This is a genomic window from Teredinibacter purpureus (assembly GCF_014217335.1).
In the GTDB taxonomy this organism is placed as follows: domain Bacteria; phylum Pseudomonadota; class Gammaproteobacteria; order Pseudomonadales; family Cellvibrionaceae; genus Teredinibacter; species Teredinibacter purpureus.
The window spans coordinates 732,789-752,420 of sequence record NZ_CP060092.1; the positions used below are offsets into that span (position 1 = coordinate 732,789).

The 19,632-nt window shown below is 46.8% G+C and carries 15 protein-coding genes; 6 read left to right on the forward strand and 9 right to left on the reverse strand.

Going from position 1 to position 19,632, the window contains the following annotated elements; translation table 11 throughout:
• Positions 1-3 precede the first annotated feature (3 nt).
• Positions 4-1,122, forward strand: coding sequence for a glycoside hydrolase family 43 protein (locus H5647_RS03015; RefSeq protein ID WP_045856207.1), 1,119 nt, complete (start codon positions 4-6; stop codon positions 1,120-1,122).
• A gap of 138 nt (positions 1,123-1,260) precedes the next feature.
• Here H5647_RS03015 and H5647_RS03020 read toward each other — a convergent pair whose 3' ends face one another.
• The gene (locus tag H5647_RS03020; protein WP_045856210.1) at positions 1,261-1,944 is read right to left on the reverse strand and encodes an SDR family oxidoreductase; all 684 of its coding nucleotides are present in this window, start codon (positions 1,942-1,944) and stop codon (positions 1,261-1,263) included.
• A 500-nt stretch (positions 1,945-2,444) separates the two neighbouring features.
• Positions 2,445-3,347: a hypothetical protein gene (locus H5647_RS03025; RefSeq protein ID WP_045856212.1), complete on the reverse strand. Its 903-nt coding sequence runs from the start codon at positions 3,345-3,347 to the stop codon at positions 2,445-2,447.
• 321 nt (positions 3,348-3,668) lie between these two features.
• Between H5647_RS03025 and H5647_RS03030 the strand changes: the two genes are divergently transcribed.
• A complete protein-coding gene (locus tag H5647_RS03030) occupies positions 3,669-4,388 on the forward strand; it encodes a YebC/PmpR family DNA-binding transcriptional regulator (RefSeq protein ID WP_045856214.1) in 720 nt (239 codons plus the stop codon).
• A gap of 592 nt (positions 4,389-4,980) precedes the next feature.
• Positions 4,981-6,375 (forward strand): multiheme c-type cytochrome, encoded by a 1,395-nt coding sequence (locus tag H5647_RS03035; RefSeq protein ID WP_045856216.1) that lies wholly within the window; start codon positions 4,981-4,983, stop codon positions 6,373-6,375.
• Between the two features lie 101 nt (positions 6,376-6,476).
• Here the strand turns inward: H5647_RS03035 and H5647_RS03040 are convergent, their stop codons facing one another.
• The 5 genes from H5647_RS03040 to H5647_RS03060 all read right to left on the reverse strand — a co-directional run bounded on the left by H5647_RS03040 (position 6,477) and on the right by H5647_RS03060 (position 11,815).
• The gene (locus tag H5647_RS03040) at positions 6,477-7,163 is read right to left on the reverse strand and encodes a 3'-5' exonuclease (RefSeq protein ID WP_045856218.1); all 687 of its coding nucleotides are present in this window, start codon (positions 7,161-7,163) and stop codon (positions 6,477-6,479) included.
• The gene (locus H5647_RS03045; RefSeq protein WP_045856219.1) at positions 7,147-9,030 is read right to left on the reverse strand and encodes a DUF294 nucleotidyltransferase-like domain-containing protein; all 1,884 of its coding nucleotides are present in this window, start codon (positions 9,028-9,030) and stop codon (positions 7,147-7,149) included. The genes H5647_RS03040 and H5647_RS03045 overlap by 17 nt, the downstream gene beginning before the upstream one ends.
• Positions 9,031-9,107: 77 nt before the next feature.
• Positions 9,108-9,611 carry a hypothetical protein gene (locus H5647_RS03050; protein ID WP_045856221.1) on the reverse strand — a complete coding sequence of 168 codons (504 nt, stop codon included), beginning with the start codon at positions 9,609-9,611 and terminating at the stop codon, positions 9,108-9,110.
• Between the two features lie 199 nt (positions 9,612-9,810).
• Positions 9,811-11,541: a sodium:solute symporter family protein gene (locus tag H5647_RS03055; protein WP_045856223.1), complete on the reverse strand. Its 1,731-nt coding sequence runs from the start codon at positions 11,539-11,541 to the stop codon at positions 9,811-9,813.
• A gap of 10 nt (positions 11,542-11,551) precedes the next feature.
• Positions 11,552-11,815, reverse strand: a complete 264-nt coding sequence (locus H5647_RS03060; RefSeq protein WP_045856224.1) for a DUF4212 domain-containing protein — start codon at positions 11,813-11,815, stop codon at positions 11,552-11,554.
• 147 nt (positions 11,816-11,962) lie between these two features.
• Between H5647_RS03060 and H5647_RS03065 the strand changes: the two genes are divergently transcribed.
• Positions 11,963-15,433 (forward strand): hybrid sensor histidine kinase/response regulator, encoded by a 3,471-nt coding sequence (locus tag H5647_RS03065; protein WP_045856225.1) that lies wholly within the window; start codon positions 11,963-11,965, stop codon positions 15,431-15,433.
• A gap of 104 nt (positions 15,434-15,537) precedes the next feature.
• Here H5647_RS03065 and H5647_RS03070 read toward each other — a convergent pair whose 3' ends face one another.
• A complete protein-coding gene (locus tag H5647_RS03070; protein ID WP_052691837.1) occupies positions 15,538-16,521 on the reverse strand; it encodes a fasciclin domain-containing protein in 984 nt (327 codons plus the stop codon).
• Between the two features lie 196 nt (positions 16,522-16,717).
• Positions 16,718-17,344, reverse strand: a complete 627-nt coding sequence (locus H5647_RS03075) for a LuxR C-terminal-related transcriptional regulator (protein ID WP_045856227.1) — start codon at positions 17,342-17,344, stop codon at positions 16,718-16,720.
• 223 nt (positions 17,345-17,567) lie between these two features.
• Here H5647_RS03075 and H5647_RS03080 point away from each other — a divergent pair, with 223 nt between their 5' ends.
• Both H5647_RS03080 and bfr read left to right on the forward strand, forming a co-directional pair.
• Positions 17,568-18,734 (forward strand): DcaP family trimeric outer membrane transporter, encoded by a 1,167-nt coding sequence (locus tag H5647_RS03080; protein ID WP_045856228.1) that lies wholly within the window; start codon positions 17,568-17,570, stop codon positions 18,732-18,734.
• A 421-nt stretch (positions 18,735-19,155) separates the two neighbouring features.
• On the forward strand, positions 19,156-19,632 hold the full coding sequence (gene bfr / locus H5647_RS03085) for a bacterioferritin (protein WP_045856229.1): 477 nt from the start codon (positions 19,156-19,158) through the stop codon (positions 19,630-19,632).

Here is a 19,632-nt window from a genome sequence, read left to right on the forward strand (position 1 = left end):
CTCATGAAAACCCGTCACATCACCGCAATAGGCTGCGCTGCATTGGTGCTCGCATTGGTATCGGGCTGCGGCCCAATGGACCCCTCAAAATCGCACTACGGTGCCGAACGCGCGCAACCTTACCCAGAAAAAGACTTACCACCCGAACACTTCCCGCAGGCCCCTTTAGTCACCCATATTTATACGGCCGACCCCTCTGCACACGTCTTTGACGGTAAGCTATACCTTTACCCATCACACGACATAGAAACCAACACCGAAGCCGACCGCACGGGCGCCAGCTTCAATATGGTCGACTACCACGTACTGTCACTCACAGACGTTGGCGGCGCAGTAACCGACCACGGGCCAGCCCTGCACATTGGCGAAGTCCCTTGGGCCGTACAACAATTATGGGCGCCGGACGCGGCCGAAAAAGACGGTCAATATTATTTGTATTTCCCAGCAAAAGATCAGCACGGTATTTTTCGCATTGGCGTGGCCACATCCGACAAACCCCAAGGGCCGTTTACGCCTGAACCCATTCCGATGGCCGGTACTTACAGTATCGACCCTGCGGTTTTTAAAGATGACGACGGTACACAGTATTTATACTTGGGCGGTATTCGAGGCGGGCAATTGCAGCGCTGGCAAACAGGCCAATACGTAGAAGAGGATAGCTATCCCGCGGACAATCAACCCACACTGCTGCCACGTATGGCGCGGCTCAGCGACGATATGCTGACAATTGCCCACCCACTCACCAGTATTCCGTTACTGGATGACAGCGGTAACCTCATTAACCAAGGCGATAAAGAACGACGTTTTTTTGAAGCACCTTGGATACACAAAAAAAACGGTATCTACTACCTCAGCTGGTCAACCGGTGACAGTCATTTAATTCAATATGCCACTGGCGATAATCCCTATGGGCCGTTTCAATGGCAAGGCAAAATACTCGAGCCCGTAGCCGGCTGGACAAACCATCATTCAATTGCTGAATTTAAAGGGAAGTGGTATTTGTTTTATCACGATACTTCGCTCTCGGGCGGCACCATTCATTTGCGTACCGTAAAAATGGCCGAGCTCGTCCATAATGAAGACGGCACAATTCAAACCATCGACGCCTATCTTGGCGACTAAGCGCCTAACGCCCGAATTAAAGCGTCACCCGAAACCGTCAACTCACGGATGAATTGACGGTGCAATGTAGGCACCAAGCGTATTAATAATGAAAACACCCGCAGAAAGCCGGCGTAAATTCAACCGAATAAACGTTTTCTACCACGGCAACAACTCACCAGAAGAATGCCAAAACGTACCGCTGTTATCTAAGGAAAGCTCATCCATTCGCGCCACTAATCGGTTAGCGGCCGTTTCGCTAGAGATATCACCTGCAAAACCCACCATGCCCGTTTGAACAAAACCCGGGTGCAAAATTGCGACCGCAATACCTGTAGAATGAAGGTCTTTTGCCAACGACATACCAGCCGCATTAAGTGCAGCCTTCGACATACGATACCCGTAATATCCACCCGAACCATTATCCGTAATAGAGCCCATGCGGCTGGTAATAAGGCCCACCTTACTGCCACGGCTCATACTAGGTAGCAGCGCCGCTGTCACACGCAACGGGCCCATAGCATTAACCTCAAACTGACGCGTTATGGTGTCAAAATTCAGTTTGTCTAACGTTTCACTTTCCAATAAGCCGGCATTATTAATAAGCACCGCAACCGCAACCCCCTCAAAGCGCTGCTGAAGTGTAACCATACTCTCGCCTGAAGTGACATCTACGCCCTCAACAACAATGGCGCCAGACGCTTCAAGCTCAGGGGTTGTCGTGCGGCATACGCCATAAACCGTTGCACCTCGCGCACGATACGCCCGCACAAAGGCCAACCCGATACCGCGATTTGCACCTGTAATCACAACGCTTTGACCACTCATTTCTTCGCTATTCATTCTCACAAAACTCCCTTTAAAAGCTATTTATTCGCACGTAAAACATTATCACGGCATTACGCACGGCATGTTAGCGCAATGATATTGCAGCTGATAGGGCCTTTCATTTGAGAGGAGGTCTTAACAAAAAAAGGGGGAAACGAAAACACGAGAGGCAAAAATAAAAAAGCGGCCACCGGGGCCGCTAAAACTGACTTGGCGAGTCCAGAGGACTGCCGAAAACCAAAATGAAAATCACCTGAAACAGGCTTACTGCTTGTTCATATATTTACAATCAATTATCGGGCCAAGATAACCAAAATGTCATTTATTAGAGTATAGCGCCCAAAAACCCGACTAAATGACGCTTATATCTACAAGATGCTCTAGATACAATGTAACGGGTTTCTTTCCCGCTATACGCCAGTAAAATAAATCGACGCTCACTCTTTAAACGCATGCGTGTTAAGGCGCCCCATCAAAAGGCTAACTTACCACCTCAGCCCTATATATGTAGCGACTTAAGCGTCATCCTTAACCACGAGCGGGCGTGCAAAAAGAGGGCCGCTGGAAACAAATTGAGGGGGAATAAACGGGTTTTTCAAGACGAAAAAACGGTTATTCGCATCGCGTAACACCGCCATTTCTTGGCTGAAGTGTTTTTCGCGTAACGCGTCTAAACTACCGTCCTCGCGAGCAAGTATCAAACCCTGCTCCAGCCTCTCGGCAAGCTCAGGGCGCTTATTGCTCACGTAGAAAATCACGGGCAAGGGATAATAAATCACAATGTTGGGCGCAATCATAAGGTCCTGCCCACAAAGAGACGATTCCGCCATGATAAGCTCAATTTCAATCACGCTAAGCGGTAAATAGTCGAACCGACGGTTATGCAGCATCGGCAACAGCGCCGTTAATTGGCCTTCGGCCGCCACTTTATAATCGTTAGCTTCATAAATGTCGACATCCTGCCAGCCTCGCCCTTGCCCAGCGACCAACTGTTGCAACTGATCTAAACTACGCACCTCATTAAACACGGCCAAATCGTTTTGTCGAATCACCAGCTGGCGATAACCCAAAAGATTCTCAAGAATAGGCAGCGGAATACGGCGATTGTCTTCTGTTGCACTCAACTCATTTGGCAACCAAGGGCCAGCGCGCACGTTCACGAACTGATCGCGATTCACCTCTCGCCGTGATCGTAATGTCGAAAACTCTTTTTTAATTCGAACAGCCGAAAAGGCCCCGTGCGACGCAATGGTTTTATCAAGCGCAAGCTGCAACGCTGCAAACTGAAAATCATCTCTTCGGGGTGTTTTCCCCCAATCCCAATAGCGATAACTGTAATCGTTTGAATCAGATAGAGTGATCTGTGAGAGCGACATTAGCCAGACGATTATTATCACTATTATTGTTTGTCTGATCATGGTTTAACCCGCTTACCGAAATAACGGCTCCTCCTATAATGTAAAACCTCAAACTACCACATTTTAATGGCGTAGCGCTGCTCTTACGCACAAGCTGACAGCCCACACCAAAAGCTGACGCCGCCTACACCTAACCTCATTGACGTATATCAATCACGCCGTTCTCCGCCAATACCCGCTACGCCGTCCATTTAGCTCCAGCACAAGCACTTAATCGGTGTAACCGATACGCATCCGTAAGCGTTAACCAAACCGAGACTTAACTCAGCGGCCATTTACCGTCATAATCCCTATTATTTTCACTGTAAAACGAGCCTAGTTATGGGAAGAACCTACGAAAACCGCAAAGCCTCTATGGCCAAGACCGGCGCCGCCAAAACAAAGCTGTACTCCAAGTACGGAAAAGAAATCTACGTGTGCGCTAAAAACGGCGGTACCGAAACCGACGCCAACCTCAGTTTACGTAGACTGATAGAAAAGGCCAAAAAAGACCAAGTACCGGGCAACATCATTGAAAAAGCCTTGGATAAAGCACGCGGCGGCGGCGGCGAAGATTTTGTAACGGTGCGGTTTGAAGGGTTCGGCCCAGGCAATTGCATGGTTATCGTGGATTGCTTAACCGACAACAACAATCGCACCTTCGGTGAAGTAAGAACCTGCTTCAACAAAGTTAAAGCAAAACTAGGCGCGCAGGGTGCCGTTGCCCATATGTTCGACCACCGCGCAGTATTCGCATTTAAACATGACGACGAAGAAACCGTTCTTGACGCGCTAATGGAAGACGATGTTGATATAGCCGATATCGAAAATGAAGACGGGGTACTCACAGTACTTGCACCACAAACCGAATTTTTTAAAACCAAAACAGCGCTGGCTAAATCATTTGGTGAGTTAGATTTTGAGATGGAAGAAATTACTTTTATTCCACAAACCTATACCGAACTTAGCGCTGAAGACGCGGAGCAATTGGAGCGTTTTATAGATCTATTGAATGACTGTGATGATGTGCAAGAGGTTTATCATAACGCTGAACTTCCATAAAAATAACTCAACGCACTATTCATTTTATTTCCTCGACAGCTCACGTAAATTCTTTACGGATTGGCGTGAGCCCCGCCTATTTATTACCCCCTTTTTACTGCCAATTATTTATTTTCGCCTATTTACTTTTTATTTTTACATACAAACGTTTTATTTAACCAAACTATTTTACTAACCAAAATTAATTTATGTATTTAAAAATAAGCACACAATACTTGTTAAAAATTCAACATGACTATTAGAAATTAAACAGACTCATTTGATTTCAACTGCACGACGCATTTAATAATCCATTTATTAAATTTGATTTAAACCGACAAAAAAAACATTTTTACGATAAATATCCGTTTTTGGCACGAAAAACACTAGCACGCCAACCCGAATTTTATTTAGATTGTGCGCCGAAGATTGGTGCGAAATAATTTTAATAAAATTGCGCCTATCTCCTGCTTTTTTCCGTCAAGCGACCTGCGCAATGTATTTTCTGCGTCGTCTAGATCGAGTTTGGTATACAAGCGTCCCGATTTATACGCCTGTCTTTCTCTCTATAACAATTAAAATGGAGCGCAGAATTCATCATCTGCGTAGGCTAATGAAATTATTTCTCAGCACTTTTTGGATCCTAACGACCCTACTGTCTTCCGCCCTTGCCTATTCCGCAACGGCTATTGAAAATCGTACGGCTTCCACTGCAACCTCTCAACCTTTTCCGCCACACCGTGCCACCACTACCACCGGAAAAGAAATTGACCACAAAAATTTCGACGACGCTCAAGTATGCGGCAGCTGTCACGGTGAAATTTACGAAGAATGGCAAACCTCTATGATGGCACGCGCATGGGAAGACCCTCTTTATCGCGCCTTATTAAACAAAGCCAGCATCGCAACGGATGGCGCCGTTGATAATTTTTGTACCGGTTGTCACACGCCCATTGGCTTACTCTCCGGACAAATTAATTCAGACGTAAACCGACAAGCCCCCGGTACTGAAAACGAGTTGCACCTGCCCGGTGTTGACTGTGAAGCGTGTCATAACATGAGTGCCATTAATGGCTTAGAAAATGGCGCCTACGTGTTAAACGCCCAAATAGGTGATCGCCCCTTAAAACTTGGCTCACGTTCCGACGCGGTATCACCGTATCACGACACCGAATATTCAGATTTACATACTCGTTCGGAGTTTTGCGGCACCTGCCACAACGTGTCTCATCCGTTTAACCAGGTGCCCATCGAGCGCACCTACGACGAGTGGTACGAAAGCACGTATCGTACTGATGGGGTAGAGTGCCAAGATTGCCATATGAAACCCGTGAAGGGCAAAGCCGCCATAATGGGGCCGGAGCGAGAAGATCGTGCCAGCCATCATTTTGCATCCGCTAACACCACCATCATGCAGTATTTTGGTGATCACAAGCAGGCCGATAGGGCGCGTAGCCTGCTCGCCACAGCAGCCGAACTAGAACTACTCGAAGCCCCTAGCAACCCTATTCCAGGCGAACGAACACACTTTAGCCTTCGCGTTAAAAACACGGGTGCAGGCCATAAGCTACCGACCGGTTTTCCCGAAGGCCGTGAAGTATGGCTTGATATCACCCTCACCGACGCTAGCGGCAAAATTGTCTATAGTTCGGGTAAAATAACAAAGGGTAAAACAGAGCCTGGTACCCGTAATTACAAAGTACATTTAGGTGATGACGACGGAAAAGAAGTTGATATTGAAGTGTGGACAGTAAGCCGCATTCTGTCCGATAACCGATTACTACCAAAAGGCTATGCCGATGAGCGGTATGAATTTGTCGTTCCGGAATGGGCCAGCGCACCTTTAACGCTCGATGCGAAATTACGCTACTGGCCGTTTTCTCAAGCAATTGCCGACCACTTGCTCGGTGAAGGCGAAATAGAAGTGCAAATTGAAACGATAGCCGAGTTAACCAAAGAAATTGCGTTAGCGACCGTGCAATCCCCCCCTGTTGCTATGCGGGACTAACATCCATTCCCACGCATCACACCAAAAACCCTAGCCGTACCGGCCAATATGCTCAATACGGCTAGGGTTTCTCCCTCGCAATACAACACTCACACACAACACTAAACAGCCGCCAGCGGTAAATGGCCCAGTTTAAGCGTACCCACATCTCCGGTATAAGCCATTTGCGCCAATAGCAATTCCGCTGTCGCTCTCGCGTCGGCCAGTGCATTGTGCTGATTAACCGGTGCAAGCCCATAACGCTTCCGGCATTCACTTAAACGCAGGCTATGGTGCTTCCCTTGCAATTGCATACGCCGTTTTTCGAGAACCATTGTATCTAACGAGGTAAAAAATAACGGGCAACGAAAAACCTCTAAGGTCGCTTTTTGAATAAAACGAATATCGATAGGCGCATGATGAAACACCACTATGCAATCCTGCATTTGCTTCATCAATAACATCAACACGGCTGCAACACTTTTCGCGCCGGCAATATTGCTATCGTGAAGCCCATGAATTTTAATGCTGTCACCCGCGCCTTTATCGGTATGAATAAGTAGATGCTTGGCGCTCGCATTAACAATTCTGCCGTTTTCAATCAACACCCAACCAATACTTAAAAGATCGCACTTTTTTGGGTCTAAACCACTCATTTCGCAATCAACCACTAAAAATCGCGTATCACAAAAAAGCTGAGTGCGAGAAAAAGGGTGTTGCTCATATAGACCCGACAACGCTGTACCTTGGGCTTTATCTTTTCGAGCCCACCGTTTAAAACGATGGCTAATATTATAAAATACCACCACCAAACCTCGCTTTCATTGCCGCTTGCGCCTGCCGCACCAAATGAAACGCTTCTTTAAGTTGATGGCGCATTAACGGTGATAATGTTTTCGGGTCGAGATGATTGTCCACGTCCTGTCCAGCGCGAAATTGCGCACCCTGAGACTCCAATCGGATTCCTGCAATAAATTCATGCGCATCAATTAAGCTGGACGCAAGTGCCTTGGACATAACACCCCCCGCTTCGATGGCTTTCAAACGTTCAAACGTTGTGACGGGCCACACTCCTGCACTCAAACTGTAATTACGTGCAATATCAACAATTGGAATGGTGCCGCGTTTTTTTAAATCTAACGTACGATTATGATCACCGTCCTTTTCCAGTACGAAGGTTTTAAAAAAACCTAAAGGCGGCGAATGGCTAAGGGAGTTTTCACTCATTAACGCCAAAAATATAGTATTTTTTTGTGCTTTGTCTAATACCGTTTGACGTAATTGTTGGGTGAGTGACGCATCGCCAGCAATATGACGCATATCGAAAAATATACTAGCGTGCATTAGCGCTTTGGGTGATGGCTGTTCTATCCAGACACTAAAGCACCGCCTCCATTCACTTAAGGTTAAACGCCATTTGGGATTGCGAGCCATAATATCGCCGGGACACAGCACCACACCACATTGATGTAAGCCATCATTCACGATTTCCGCTAGCTGCTTAAAATATTCGCTTTGCGTCGGTAACCCCTTATCCGCAATAATTAACGCGTTATCCTGATCCGAGCCCAACACTTGTTCTTGCCGCGCTTGTGAACCAAATGCGAGCCACGCGAATGGGCAGGGTGCCTCGCCGAGTTGTTGCTGCGCTATCTCGATTAAGCGTTTCGTTATGCCATCCGTAAGTGATGTAATAATTTCCCCCACATCAACGGCCCGTGTATCGCGTTCGATTAAAGCTGCCACTAAATTCGGGAATTGTTTAGAAATATCGCGCAGTGCGGTAACAGAATTCGCATGCTTTATCGACCCGGTTAGCGATACGGGCTCTATATTATTCGCACGCACTATATCGCTTAAGCCAATTAGGCCAATCGGCGATTGGTTTTCTATCACCGGCAGGTGATGGATATTCGCCGACATCATCGTTAATTGCGCTTGATGTAGAACCGCATTTTTCTCGATGCTAACAGGGCTTTCAGTCATCACCGTTGCTATTTCTATGCTATCGGCAATACCCTCTGCCAATACTCGCGTACGTAAATCACGGTCGGTAACAATGCCTACAAGCCGACTATTATCGGTTATCAATAACGATGAAATATTACGTTCTTTCATTATTGTTGCCGCTTCGCGAATGCTGATCGAAGGCAAGGCCGAGATGGCGGGGCTGGTCATAAAATCTTGCACACGCTGATCCAAAAAACTTTCACGTTCTGTATCACGAAAGGGTTGTATGCGTGTTTCTGTTTGAACATCATCGCGCTTGAACTGTAATGAGAAGCTGTCGCATAGATACGCGAAGTAGCGGTCTACGTTATAAAGCCCTTGATAAGCATTCGAAGAAAGTTCGTAATACAAACAATCTTCAAGAACCGTTACACAAAAATTTTCGTCGCCCAATTCTATTAAGCACTGAGGAATTAAAAAATCACCTTCACTTAGCCGGTCTATCAACTCTTTTTTGGCGGTGCGAATTTCTAGGCTTCCGCTACGCACAATAAGCATGCCCGGTATTGTATCGGGTATGCCATTGGCAAAAGTTAGTACATTGCCCGATTTATTAAAGGCGGTGTAGCTACTATCACAAACAGATTCGAGTGCCGCTTCGCTTAAATGACCGAAGAGCGCTTGTCGCGAGAGGAAGCTTTGCACATCACTCGTTTCACTGACCATTGCTCGTTACTCTTATTGTGTTCTGCGCTCTTATTTTATTACAGATTTTATGTAATGATTTTGAGCACCTTTAATTATTATTCGTTAGCAAAATTTTCGCGTGAAAAACTAGTTTTATAGTCCACAAATAGTGCGGGTACTTCCGCATAAAAATAGACATCGTCAATATGCACGACTAGCCTAAGCTGGCTAATCGCAGGGTCTGCTACCGTAATATTGGCATGCCAGGCCGTACTATCATTAACGGTTGCCATTGGTTGTGGCTGAATTTCGGTTTGCCCGTCGAATTCGGCAATGTGCGCGCTCGTCAACGGGCGGCTACTGTCCAAGCTAAGATTAATCACGCTTGCACTCGCCCGCTCAGCCGTAAGCGTAATTTCAAGGTCGACATTTTTTAAGGTACACGCACCGCTTTGGTAACGGCAATTAGATTTTGCAGCCAACTTATACGTACTGCCCGACGTTGCCGCTTGAGGTTTTTCTGAAACATGATTATCGACAGCTAAATACGCTATTACCGCTAAAATCGGTGCTATAAGCATCGCAATAATCATATGCTTGTTAGTGAAATGTTTTAGCATGCGAATTCTCTTTTTGCATTTTATTGTACGTTGAACGGATATTGCATCACGGCGTTTGGACCTTTCCAAGCGTTTCCATCAGCCAAAAACGATTCCTCACTTTATTATGCTACGAAAACACCTCTCTCAAAACCGAAAAAACACAGAGAACAAATGCTCCCTGTGTTTTTAGGTACTCACTTAAGTGTAAACCGTAGAATCAATGCCCGGTCACTTCTCCGGCACCCGCAGGGATTCGAATATCCTCAACGAGATGCTGAATATGCTCAGGCGGCTCAGCGGTTACCCGTGAAACAGCAAAAGCAATAATAAAGTTAACCAATGCGCCGACTGCGCCAAAAGCATTTGGCTCAATACCGAAGAACCAATTCGCTGGCATATCGCCCAAGAACGAAGTACTCGCAATAAACATTACGCCTTTATGCTGGAATACATACAGCAACGTAACGGTTATACCCGCAATCATGCCGCTAATCGCCCCTTCCTTATTAATGCGCTTACTAAAGATACCCATCATAAGCGCTGGAAATATAGACGACGCCGCAAGCCCAAAGGCTAGTGCCACCGTTCCAGCAGCGAAATCGGGTGGATTAAAGCCAAGGTAACCCGCTACACCAATAGCACCGGCCATTGCGATTCGGCTGGCGAGAAGCTCTTGCTTCTCATTAATGTCAGGCCGAAATACGCCTTTCAATAAATCGTGTGATATCGCTGACGCAATTGCCAACAGCAGGCCAGCCGCTGTAGAAAGTGCCGCCGCCAAACCACCGGCCGCCACTAACGCAATCACCCAATTCGGTAAGCGTGCAATTTCAGGATTCGCCAACACCATAATATCGCGATCGACTTTCACCATTTCGTTCGTGGCTTTGTCTGCGGTATATGAAATTCGGCCATCACCGTTTTTATCTTCGAACGCGAGTAAGCCGGTTTTTTCCCAATTCTTAAACCATGCTGGCCGCTCTTCGTACATCAAATTTTGACCTTGAGCAGGTTCAATAGTCTGATGCAGGTTAAGACGCGCCATTGCCGCAACAGCGGGAGCAGTAGTATAGAGGATGGTAATAAACACTAAAGCCCAGCCCGCAGATTTACGTGCATCACTCACTTTAGACACGGTGAAAAAGCGGATAATCACATGAGGCAAGCCCGCCGTACCGATCATAAGCGATAGGGTATAGACGAACGTATTCAAACCGCTCAGCCGTTTGGAGGTGGTGTATTCAGCAAAGCCCAGCTCCGTCACCACTTGGTCAAGCCTGTCGAGCAAGAAAGTATCGGTGCCCAATAGCGTACTGCCTAAGCCAATTTGTGGAATGGGGTTACCGGTTAGCTGTAACGAAATGAAAATAGCCGGAATGGTGTAGGCGAAGATCAAAACGCAATACTGTGCTATTTGCGTATAGGTAATGCCTTTCATACCGCCCATAACGGCGTAGATAAATACAATCGTCATACCCACTAATAGACCAACGTCGTAACTCACCTCTAGGAAACGCGAAAATGCAACGCCAACGCCTTTCATTTGACCAATTACGTAGGTTACCGACGCAACAATCAGACACACTACCGCAACAATACGCGCAGCTTTCGAGTAAAAGCGATCGCCAATAAATTCGGGTACGGTAAATTTGCCATATTTGCGTAAATAGGGCGCTAAAAGCATCGCAAGCAGTACATAACCGCCGGTCCAGCCCATTAAAAATACGCTACCGCCGTAGCCGAAAAAGGCAATAAGGCCTGCCATCGAAATAAAGGAGGCTGCAGACATCCAATCGGCGGCAGTCGCCATGCCGTTGGCCACCGGGTGAATACCGCCACCGGCAACGTAGAATTCACTCGTAGTACCCGCTCGAGCCCAGAAGGCGATTCCTATATAAACAGCGAAGGTTATACCTACGATGATAAAGGTTAGTGTTTGTAATTCCATGGTTCTCTCCTTAGTCGTTTACGCCGTATTTACGGTCAAGTGCCGCCATGCGGTGTGAATAGAAGAAAACGATGGCTACAAAACCATACATTGACCCTTGTTGAGCAAACCAAAACCCCAGCTTGTAGCCGCCGAGACGTATTGCATTGAGCTGGTCGACAAAAACAATGCCTGCCAGGTAGGAAATTGTGAACCATATTACTAACAAGATAACCATCAATTTAAGGTTGGCTTGCCAATAGGCTTTTCTCATTTCTGTATTATTATCTGCCATGTCGTTCTCCGAGAATATTGTCCCAGCGAGAGAGTAACAGGAGTTATAAACAGTCGCAGCCCTACTTTAGTCTAATTTTATTTTGGGCAGTGGCATGAGGTAGTGTATGCAAAGTAGACTTACCTTTCGCCCTACAGGACCTAAACCGTGTCACCCATTATTTTACTTATTGCGCTAGCGAGCTATCTCGCCATCTTATTTTGGGTGGCCCGCCTCGCCGATAGGCGCCGATTCAGCCACACAGGTTGGTTTCGACACCCTTTGGTGTACACCCTTGCAATTGGCGTTTACTGTACATCGTGGACTTTTTACGGGCTAGTGGGCACCGCAGCCTCGCGTGGCTGGTATTACCTTCCCATACTGCTGGGGCCGATTTTATTATTCACCTTCGGCTTTCCTTTATTACAGCGTATTGCGAGTATTTGCCGACAAGAACACATCCACTCAATTGCTGATTTTTTATCTTCACGTTACGGCAAACGCCAATCCGTGGCGGTTGTGGTTACCTTGCTCGTCTTGGTTGCAACCGTGCCCTATATAGCGCTACAGCTAAAGGCCGTGACAGATGCAATTATCGTTAGCGTGAATACCACCGCTTTCGCCAGCGAAGACATCACGCTAATTGCGGCCGCTAGCATGGTGTTATTTACGCTGGTATTCGGGGCTAATCGTTTGGATGTGTCCAGTTATCATGCGGGTATTATGGTGGCTATTGCCTTCGAGTCCGTTGTTAAGTTGATCGCTCTGTGTGCTATTGCGGTGTTTTCGTTAGTGTTGTCCGATGGTTTTGATCCATCACAAATCAACAACGACGCGAACGTCGTATTTACTGAATCGACATTTACGCCATCATTTTGGGTTCTTACACTCGTATCAGCCTGCTCTATTCTCTGCTTGCCCCGTATGTTTCAGGTGACCTTTGTAGAATGCTTAAGTGATCGCCATCTGCGCTTTGCACGAAAAGGCGTTACGCTCTATATGATTGCTATCGCTGCTGCCGTGTTCGCCATTGCTTGGGTGGGCAATCAACTCCTCGCCAATACGAACGTTAACAGCGACACTTATGTTCTGGCGTTGCCCTTTTTGCACAACAATAAAGCGTTAGGGTTACTGGGGTTTATCGGCGGATTTTCTGCCGCAACGGCCATGATTATTGTCGCAACTCTCAGCCTAAGCCAAATGTTAAGCAACGATGTTATTTTGCCGCTGCTAATAAAAGCACAACGAAAACGCGGCCCTGTAAACGACTATTCCCGCTCGCTCAAAAGTACGCGTCGCATAACGGTAGCGGCGATTATTGGCTTAGCATGGCTCTACCAACACAGCTTGGCTGAAAATGCAGCACTTACCGAAATAGGCTTGATAGCCTTTGCCTTGGTCGTACAACTTGCCCCCGCGATGATTTTTGGCTTGTACTGGCAGCGCAGCAACGCCATTGGCGTATTTGCAGGATTAATTACCGGCACCACTATTTGGTTTTATACGCTAATGCTGCCACTGCTGGCGAACGCGGATTTCATTTCTGCGTATATTATAACTGAAGGGTTATTCGGCCTCGATTTTTTACGGCCACAAGCGCTGTTCGGCATTCATTTTGAAGACCCTTATACGCAAGGCGTAGTGCTTAGCCTACTGTCCAATATTGCCGCACTCATATGGGGTTCACGCCTCGACCGCATTCGCCTTGCCGACCGCATTCAGGCAGGCGCATTTATTCATAGAGAAAAAGTTAAACAAGATTCTGCCGTACAAAACTTGCATATTAATCGCGAAGATCTTACGGCGTTGCTCTATCAATTTTTAGGCGAATCGGCCGGAAGGCGCCTACTCGAGAGCGAGCACGAAGAAGAAAACCTAACGGTAAGTGCAGAATTACTCGCCAATGCGGAACAAGCGCTCGCGGGCGTTATCGGCGTGGCCTCTACTCGTGCAATGTTGGTAAGTTTAAGCAGTGGCGATAGCTTAGGTGTTGCCGATGTAGTGAATATTTTTGAGGAGACAACCCGCACTCTGCAGTTTAACCAAAACATGCTCTTCGCTTCGTTCGAAAGTATTTCGTCGGCCATCAGCGTTGTAAATGCAGATTTAAAAATGGTGGCGTGGAACCGCCGCTACGAACAAATGTTTAACTACCCCGAGGGCATGTTAACGGTAGGTCGACCCGTCGCCGACCTTGTTCGTTTAAACGCTGCACGCGGCATGTTAGGCTCAGGTTCCGTGGAGCAACACGTACAAACCCGGCTTCGACATTTACTCGCCGGCAACCCCTACCGCGTGGTGCGCAATCACAACCAAGGAGTTATTGAAATTAAAGGTCGCCCGCTGCCAAAAGGTGGCTACGTGACGACCTACGACGACATTAGCGAATTTATCGATGCGCAAAATGAACTTGAAAAAGCCAACTTAAATCTTGAGCATCGCGTACAAGAACGTACTGAGCAAATTGAAAAAATAAATCAATCACTGCGCGATGAAATACTCAAGCGAGAACAAACAGAGGCGGAGTTAATAGACGCAAAATTCGCAGCTGAATCGGCAAGTGCGAACAAAACACAGTTTCTTGCCATTGCTAGCCACGATATTTTACAACCACTGAACGCCGCCAATCTCTATGCCAGTGCGCTACTTGAACGGCCAGGGCAAGATAACGCGCTTATGGAAAACCTTCAGCATATTCATAACGCTATTGGCTCTGCTGAATTTATTATTTCTAATTTGCTCGAGATTTCTCGATTAGACAAAGGTGCATTAAAGCCTCAAACCCGCATCTTTGCTCTGCGCGAAATAATAGAACCATTGGCCAACGAATTTCGTGTGCAAGTACGTGACGGTGTAACATTTAGGTGGCTGAGCACCCATTTATGGACAGAATCCGACCCGAAATATTTGCGTCGAATTTTGCAGAATTTTTTATCTAACGCCGTCAAATATACCGCATCGGGTAAAATACTACTCGGGTGCAAACGGCGAGGCGATACTATAGAGGTGTGTATTTACGATAATGGGCCGGGTATTTCCGAAGCCCATCGCCAACGTATTTTCGATGATTTTTACCGGGTCGATTCTCAAATAGAGGGCGCGGGATTAGGGCTTGGCATAGCGCAACGCTTTGCACTACTGCTAAAACATTCGCTTTATGTTGAGTCCACACCCAAGCATGGCAGTTTATTTTCTGTTTCTGTACCTCTGCGCGCGCGCGACATGACGGTTTCACCGGTATTCTATACTCAGGGTATTACCTCGGGCTTAGAAGGCCTGTCCATTTTTTACGTGGACGATGACGACAATAATATTCATGCACTCAGTACACTAATGGACAATTGGGGTTGTGCTATGCGTAGTGCCATTAGCACCACGGCAGCTATTGTTTACGCACAAGAAAACCCTGCGCCAGATGTAATGCTTATGGATTACCAGCTAGGGAAGGGCATGGACGGTATAGCATTAGCCAACGCACTACGCAATGTGTGGGGCCCCATTCCGGTATGTATTGTGTCAGCGGCGCCCGACGATATGCTGGCGCGAGGAGTAGAAACCTCGGGTTACGATTTTTTACGCAAACCCATTAAACCCAATAAACTTCGCGCACTGCTCGAACGCTATCGACAAAAACTGTAGCCATCCCCGCTCACAACAACCGCTCACAACGCTTCTACGACCTTAATCATCAAACAAAAAAACCCGCTAACTAAGAGCGGGTTTTTTTGGGCTATAAGCGCTGTTTAAGGTAATGGAACGTCACCGATTATGACGGCGTCTATAACGTGAATAATGCCGTTGCTCGTGTAGATATCGGCCATAGTAACGTGCGCACCACCGACCATAAGCGCTCCACCTGTAATCGCTACCGCTATAGTCGCGCCGCTCGCCGTTTCTACCGCGGTGCCGTTGGCCGCATAAGCCGCTATGGAGTTCACTGCTGCGCCGGCAACCACATGCTGTAACAATACAGCTTCTAGTGCATCGGGGTCACCCAATAAGGCCGCAATGTTATCGGTACCTAACACGTCAAACGCGGCATCTGTGGGCGCGAATACGGTAAAGCTGGTGGACTCATCAGCCAACGTGCCGTCTAGACCCGCAGCCTGTAACGCAGTAACCAACGTGGTAAAGCTGCCCGCCGCTATTGCCGTTTCGACGATATTGGAACTCGGCTCTGTATTGTCTGCCGGCGGTAATAGCACCGCATCAATCACGTGAATAACGCCGTTATCGGCTTCAATGTCGGTCAGAATTACCGTCGCTGTATTGATCAGTAGTGATTCGCCGCTTAACGACAAACCCACACTATCGGTGTTGGCCATTTCAACCGTCATCCCTGCGCTGGCAACCGCCGCGGTCGCGTCTACTGCTGCTCCGCTAATGACGTGATATAACAAAATATCGGATAAGGTTTCGGTGTCTGCAAGCAAGCTATTAATGGTGTCCTCGCCGAGCAATGCGAAAGCTGCATCTGTGGGCGCAAATACCGTAAACGTTCCATTCGGGTCATCCAGTACAACATCTAATTGTGTTGCCTGGAGTGCCGCGACCAGAGTCGTAAAACCACCGTTCTCAACGGCAACATCAACAATGGTGGTAGCTTCAGGAGTGGGGGTTGGAACCGCCGTGGGAGTTGAACTAGGAGAACCGTTATCGTCTCCTCCACAGGCAGCCAAGCCGATAGTGAGTGTGAATACCGCTAAGGATTTAAATGGAGTGACCATAGTCTTCTTCCTCTCTCTACGTATTAAGTACGTGTAACCATGTGAATGTGATTGGGTTTACGTAGAGAGATTTTTTAAGGATGACTAAAAAGGCAATTCATTAAAGGATTCAATCCATTCGATCGAATGTTTAGATCTATTTTTTCTTTTCGTTCGTAAAAAGGTTATACGCTTATGTTGCGCATGCCCATAGCATCTAGAAATTTTTCATCATAATAACCGCCTGCGTTCGATTAGAAATGCCTAGCTTGCGAAAAATTGCGGTAATGTGGGCTTTTACGGTCGCTTCTGTAACCCCCATTTCAAACCCTATTTGTTTATTCAACCAACCTTCGCGCATATACGCCAACACGCGATATTGCTGGGGAGTAAGCGTAGCAATTTTAGCGGCTAAATCTTTTTCTTCTACATCAACCGGCGAGAGACTACCTTTAAATTCTTCAGGCACCCAGCGATCGCCCGCCATAATGGCTTGTATTGCTTGTTGAATCATTTGCGGCGAACAGGATTTGGGAATATAACCACTCGCGCCATGCCCCATAGCCCGGCTAATGGTGCCCACTTCTTCAACGGCAGAAATTATTGACACAGGTATGCTCGGAAATTTTTCACGCACCATTATTAAACCAAATAAATCGGTACTACCCGGCATGTGCAAATCGAGGAGCAACAAATCAATATCGTCATTTTTTTCCAGCTCTTGAATCGTGCTGTCTAAATTAACCGATTGACTCACCGCTGCATCAGGGTAGTGTCGTTGTATAACCCCGAGAATAGCATTACGAAAAAGTGGGTGATCATCAGCCACATGAAAATGATACATTTATTTATTATTCTCCTAAGCACATCCGGTGCAGTTTTCCTGTTAGAAAATTTAAGCCTTATCAAACTTTTCTGCAATTAGACCTTGGGCTAAGAACCCCTCACGGATTGTGGCGTGTCAATCAGCAACTTTTCGACTTTGGTAGAACATAGACTAATGGCTAATTGTTCCGTTAACAAAATAGATCGACTCTCTCTCTCAAATTATAACGGAGAGTTCATCAATGAAAGCCATCAATAAAACCGCTTTGGCTGCAAGTATTGCCGCTGCGTCCTTATTCTCATCGTCTTTAGCGCAAGCACTCGAATTAGCGACCATTGATAACACCACGATTAAAATCGGTGGCTATATAAAATTGGATGCTATCGCCAGCAGTTACAGCGATGGCTCACTTGGTGCTGGTAATTTGGGCCGAGATTTTTATGTGCCATCACTCACGCCTGTAGGCGGAAACAGTGCAAATAGCACATTAGATTTTCATACAAAACAAACGCGTTTTAATATTGGCACCACCACCAAACTCGATGGCCACACGTTAAAAACATTTATCGAAATGGATTTTCAAGCAACGCCAAACGGTAACGAGCGCGTGTCCAACTCCTATACGCCACGATTACGGCATGCCTTTCTAACCTACGACAAATGGTTGTTTGGCCAAACATGGTCAACCTTTCAGAATGTAGGCGCGCTTCCAGAAACGGTCGACTTTATTGGCAATACTGATTTTGGGATTTTTGTTCGACAACCCCAAATCCGCTATACCAGTGGCAATTTTCAGTTTTCAGTCGAAAACCCCGAAACAACAGTGACGCCTAATGGCGGCGGAACACGCATTGTAACCGATCAGAACCCTTTACCGGATGTTGTTGCGCGGTATAACTATAGCGCAGACGGCCTTTCAATCACCGCAGCCGCCCTCATGCGCCAATTGTCATACAACAATGGGGCCGATGACAGCAACGCCAGCTCTCTCGGCTTTAGCTTTTCGGGCAAATACGCCATCGGTGATGATGATATTCGTTTTGGTTTTAATACCGGTTCCGGCATGGGGCGCTATATAGGGCTTAATGTTGCTAACGGTGCGGTGATGGAATCCAATGGTGACTTAACCGCGATAGATTCAACGGCTTATTATCTCGCCTACCGGCACCCATGGAACGCCCAATGGCGCAGTAATATCACTTATTCGGCTATCTCCATTGACAACGACACACGCCTTACAGGCACAGGCGTTACCCATGCTACCGATAGCCTACGGGTAAATCTTTTTTATAGCCCCGTCAAGAATCTATCCTTTGGCGGTGAAGTCGCTTTGGCCAACCGAGAGCTGGAATCCGGTGCAGACGGCAGCATGAACCGTCTTCAGTTTTCCGCGAAGCTTGCGTTCTAGGCGTTTAGTTTTGTTATTGACTACCCCCAAGTAAAGCAAGGCCTTGATAGCGAGAACCGACTAGGGTTTCTCGCTTTTTTTCTGGCCCTTCACAGTACGCCCGCCATAAAACCCCCATCGTCGAGAGCATCATTTCGATACGCTTTGCGCACTAACACTCTTTCGCTTTACAGATTTTCTCTCATCACGCATCTACATAGGCTTTAAGCTACCGAAAAAGCACGCTGTCATTCCAAGTAAGCATAATTGATCGAGTTCAAATTAAGTAAGCTAATCACAATCGTTCTCATTGCTATCTTATTGAAAATTAAAGATATTTTTCTTTTTTCCCATTATCGATTACACTTATGCAATCTTAAAACAGCATAAGGAAGAGGGGCATCCAATCACGAGCCTTTCACCTACACCGGAGGCACTGCGCATGCAATCAAGCCCACTCATTATTAGTACGCTAAACGACGTGTTGGCAACCGAACTTACTTCCATTAATCATTACTTTTTACACGCTCGTATGTACAAGAACTGGGGTTTCGAGAATCTCAATCACGTGAGCTTCAAAAAGTCGATAAAAGACATGAAGCAAGCCGACGAATTGATCGAACGTATTTTAATGCTTGACGGTTTGCCCAATTTACAAAAATTAAACCCTCTGCAAATAGGTGAGCATACAGAAGAGATGCTTGGCTGCGATTTAAGTTTTCAACAACACGCTATCGCGCAATTAAAGGCGGCCATTGCCACCTGTGAACAAGAGCAAGATTACGTTAGTCGCTCGATGCTCGATGAATTATTAGAAAGCGAAGAAACGTATTTAGACTGGATAGAAACACAACAACATCTTGTGAGTACGACCGGTATTCAGAATTATCTGCAATCACAATTATCAGAAGGCGAATAG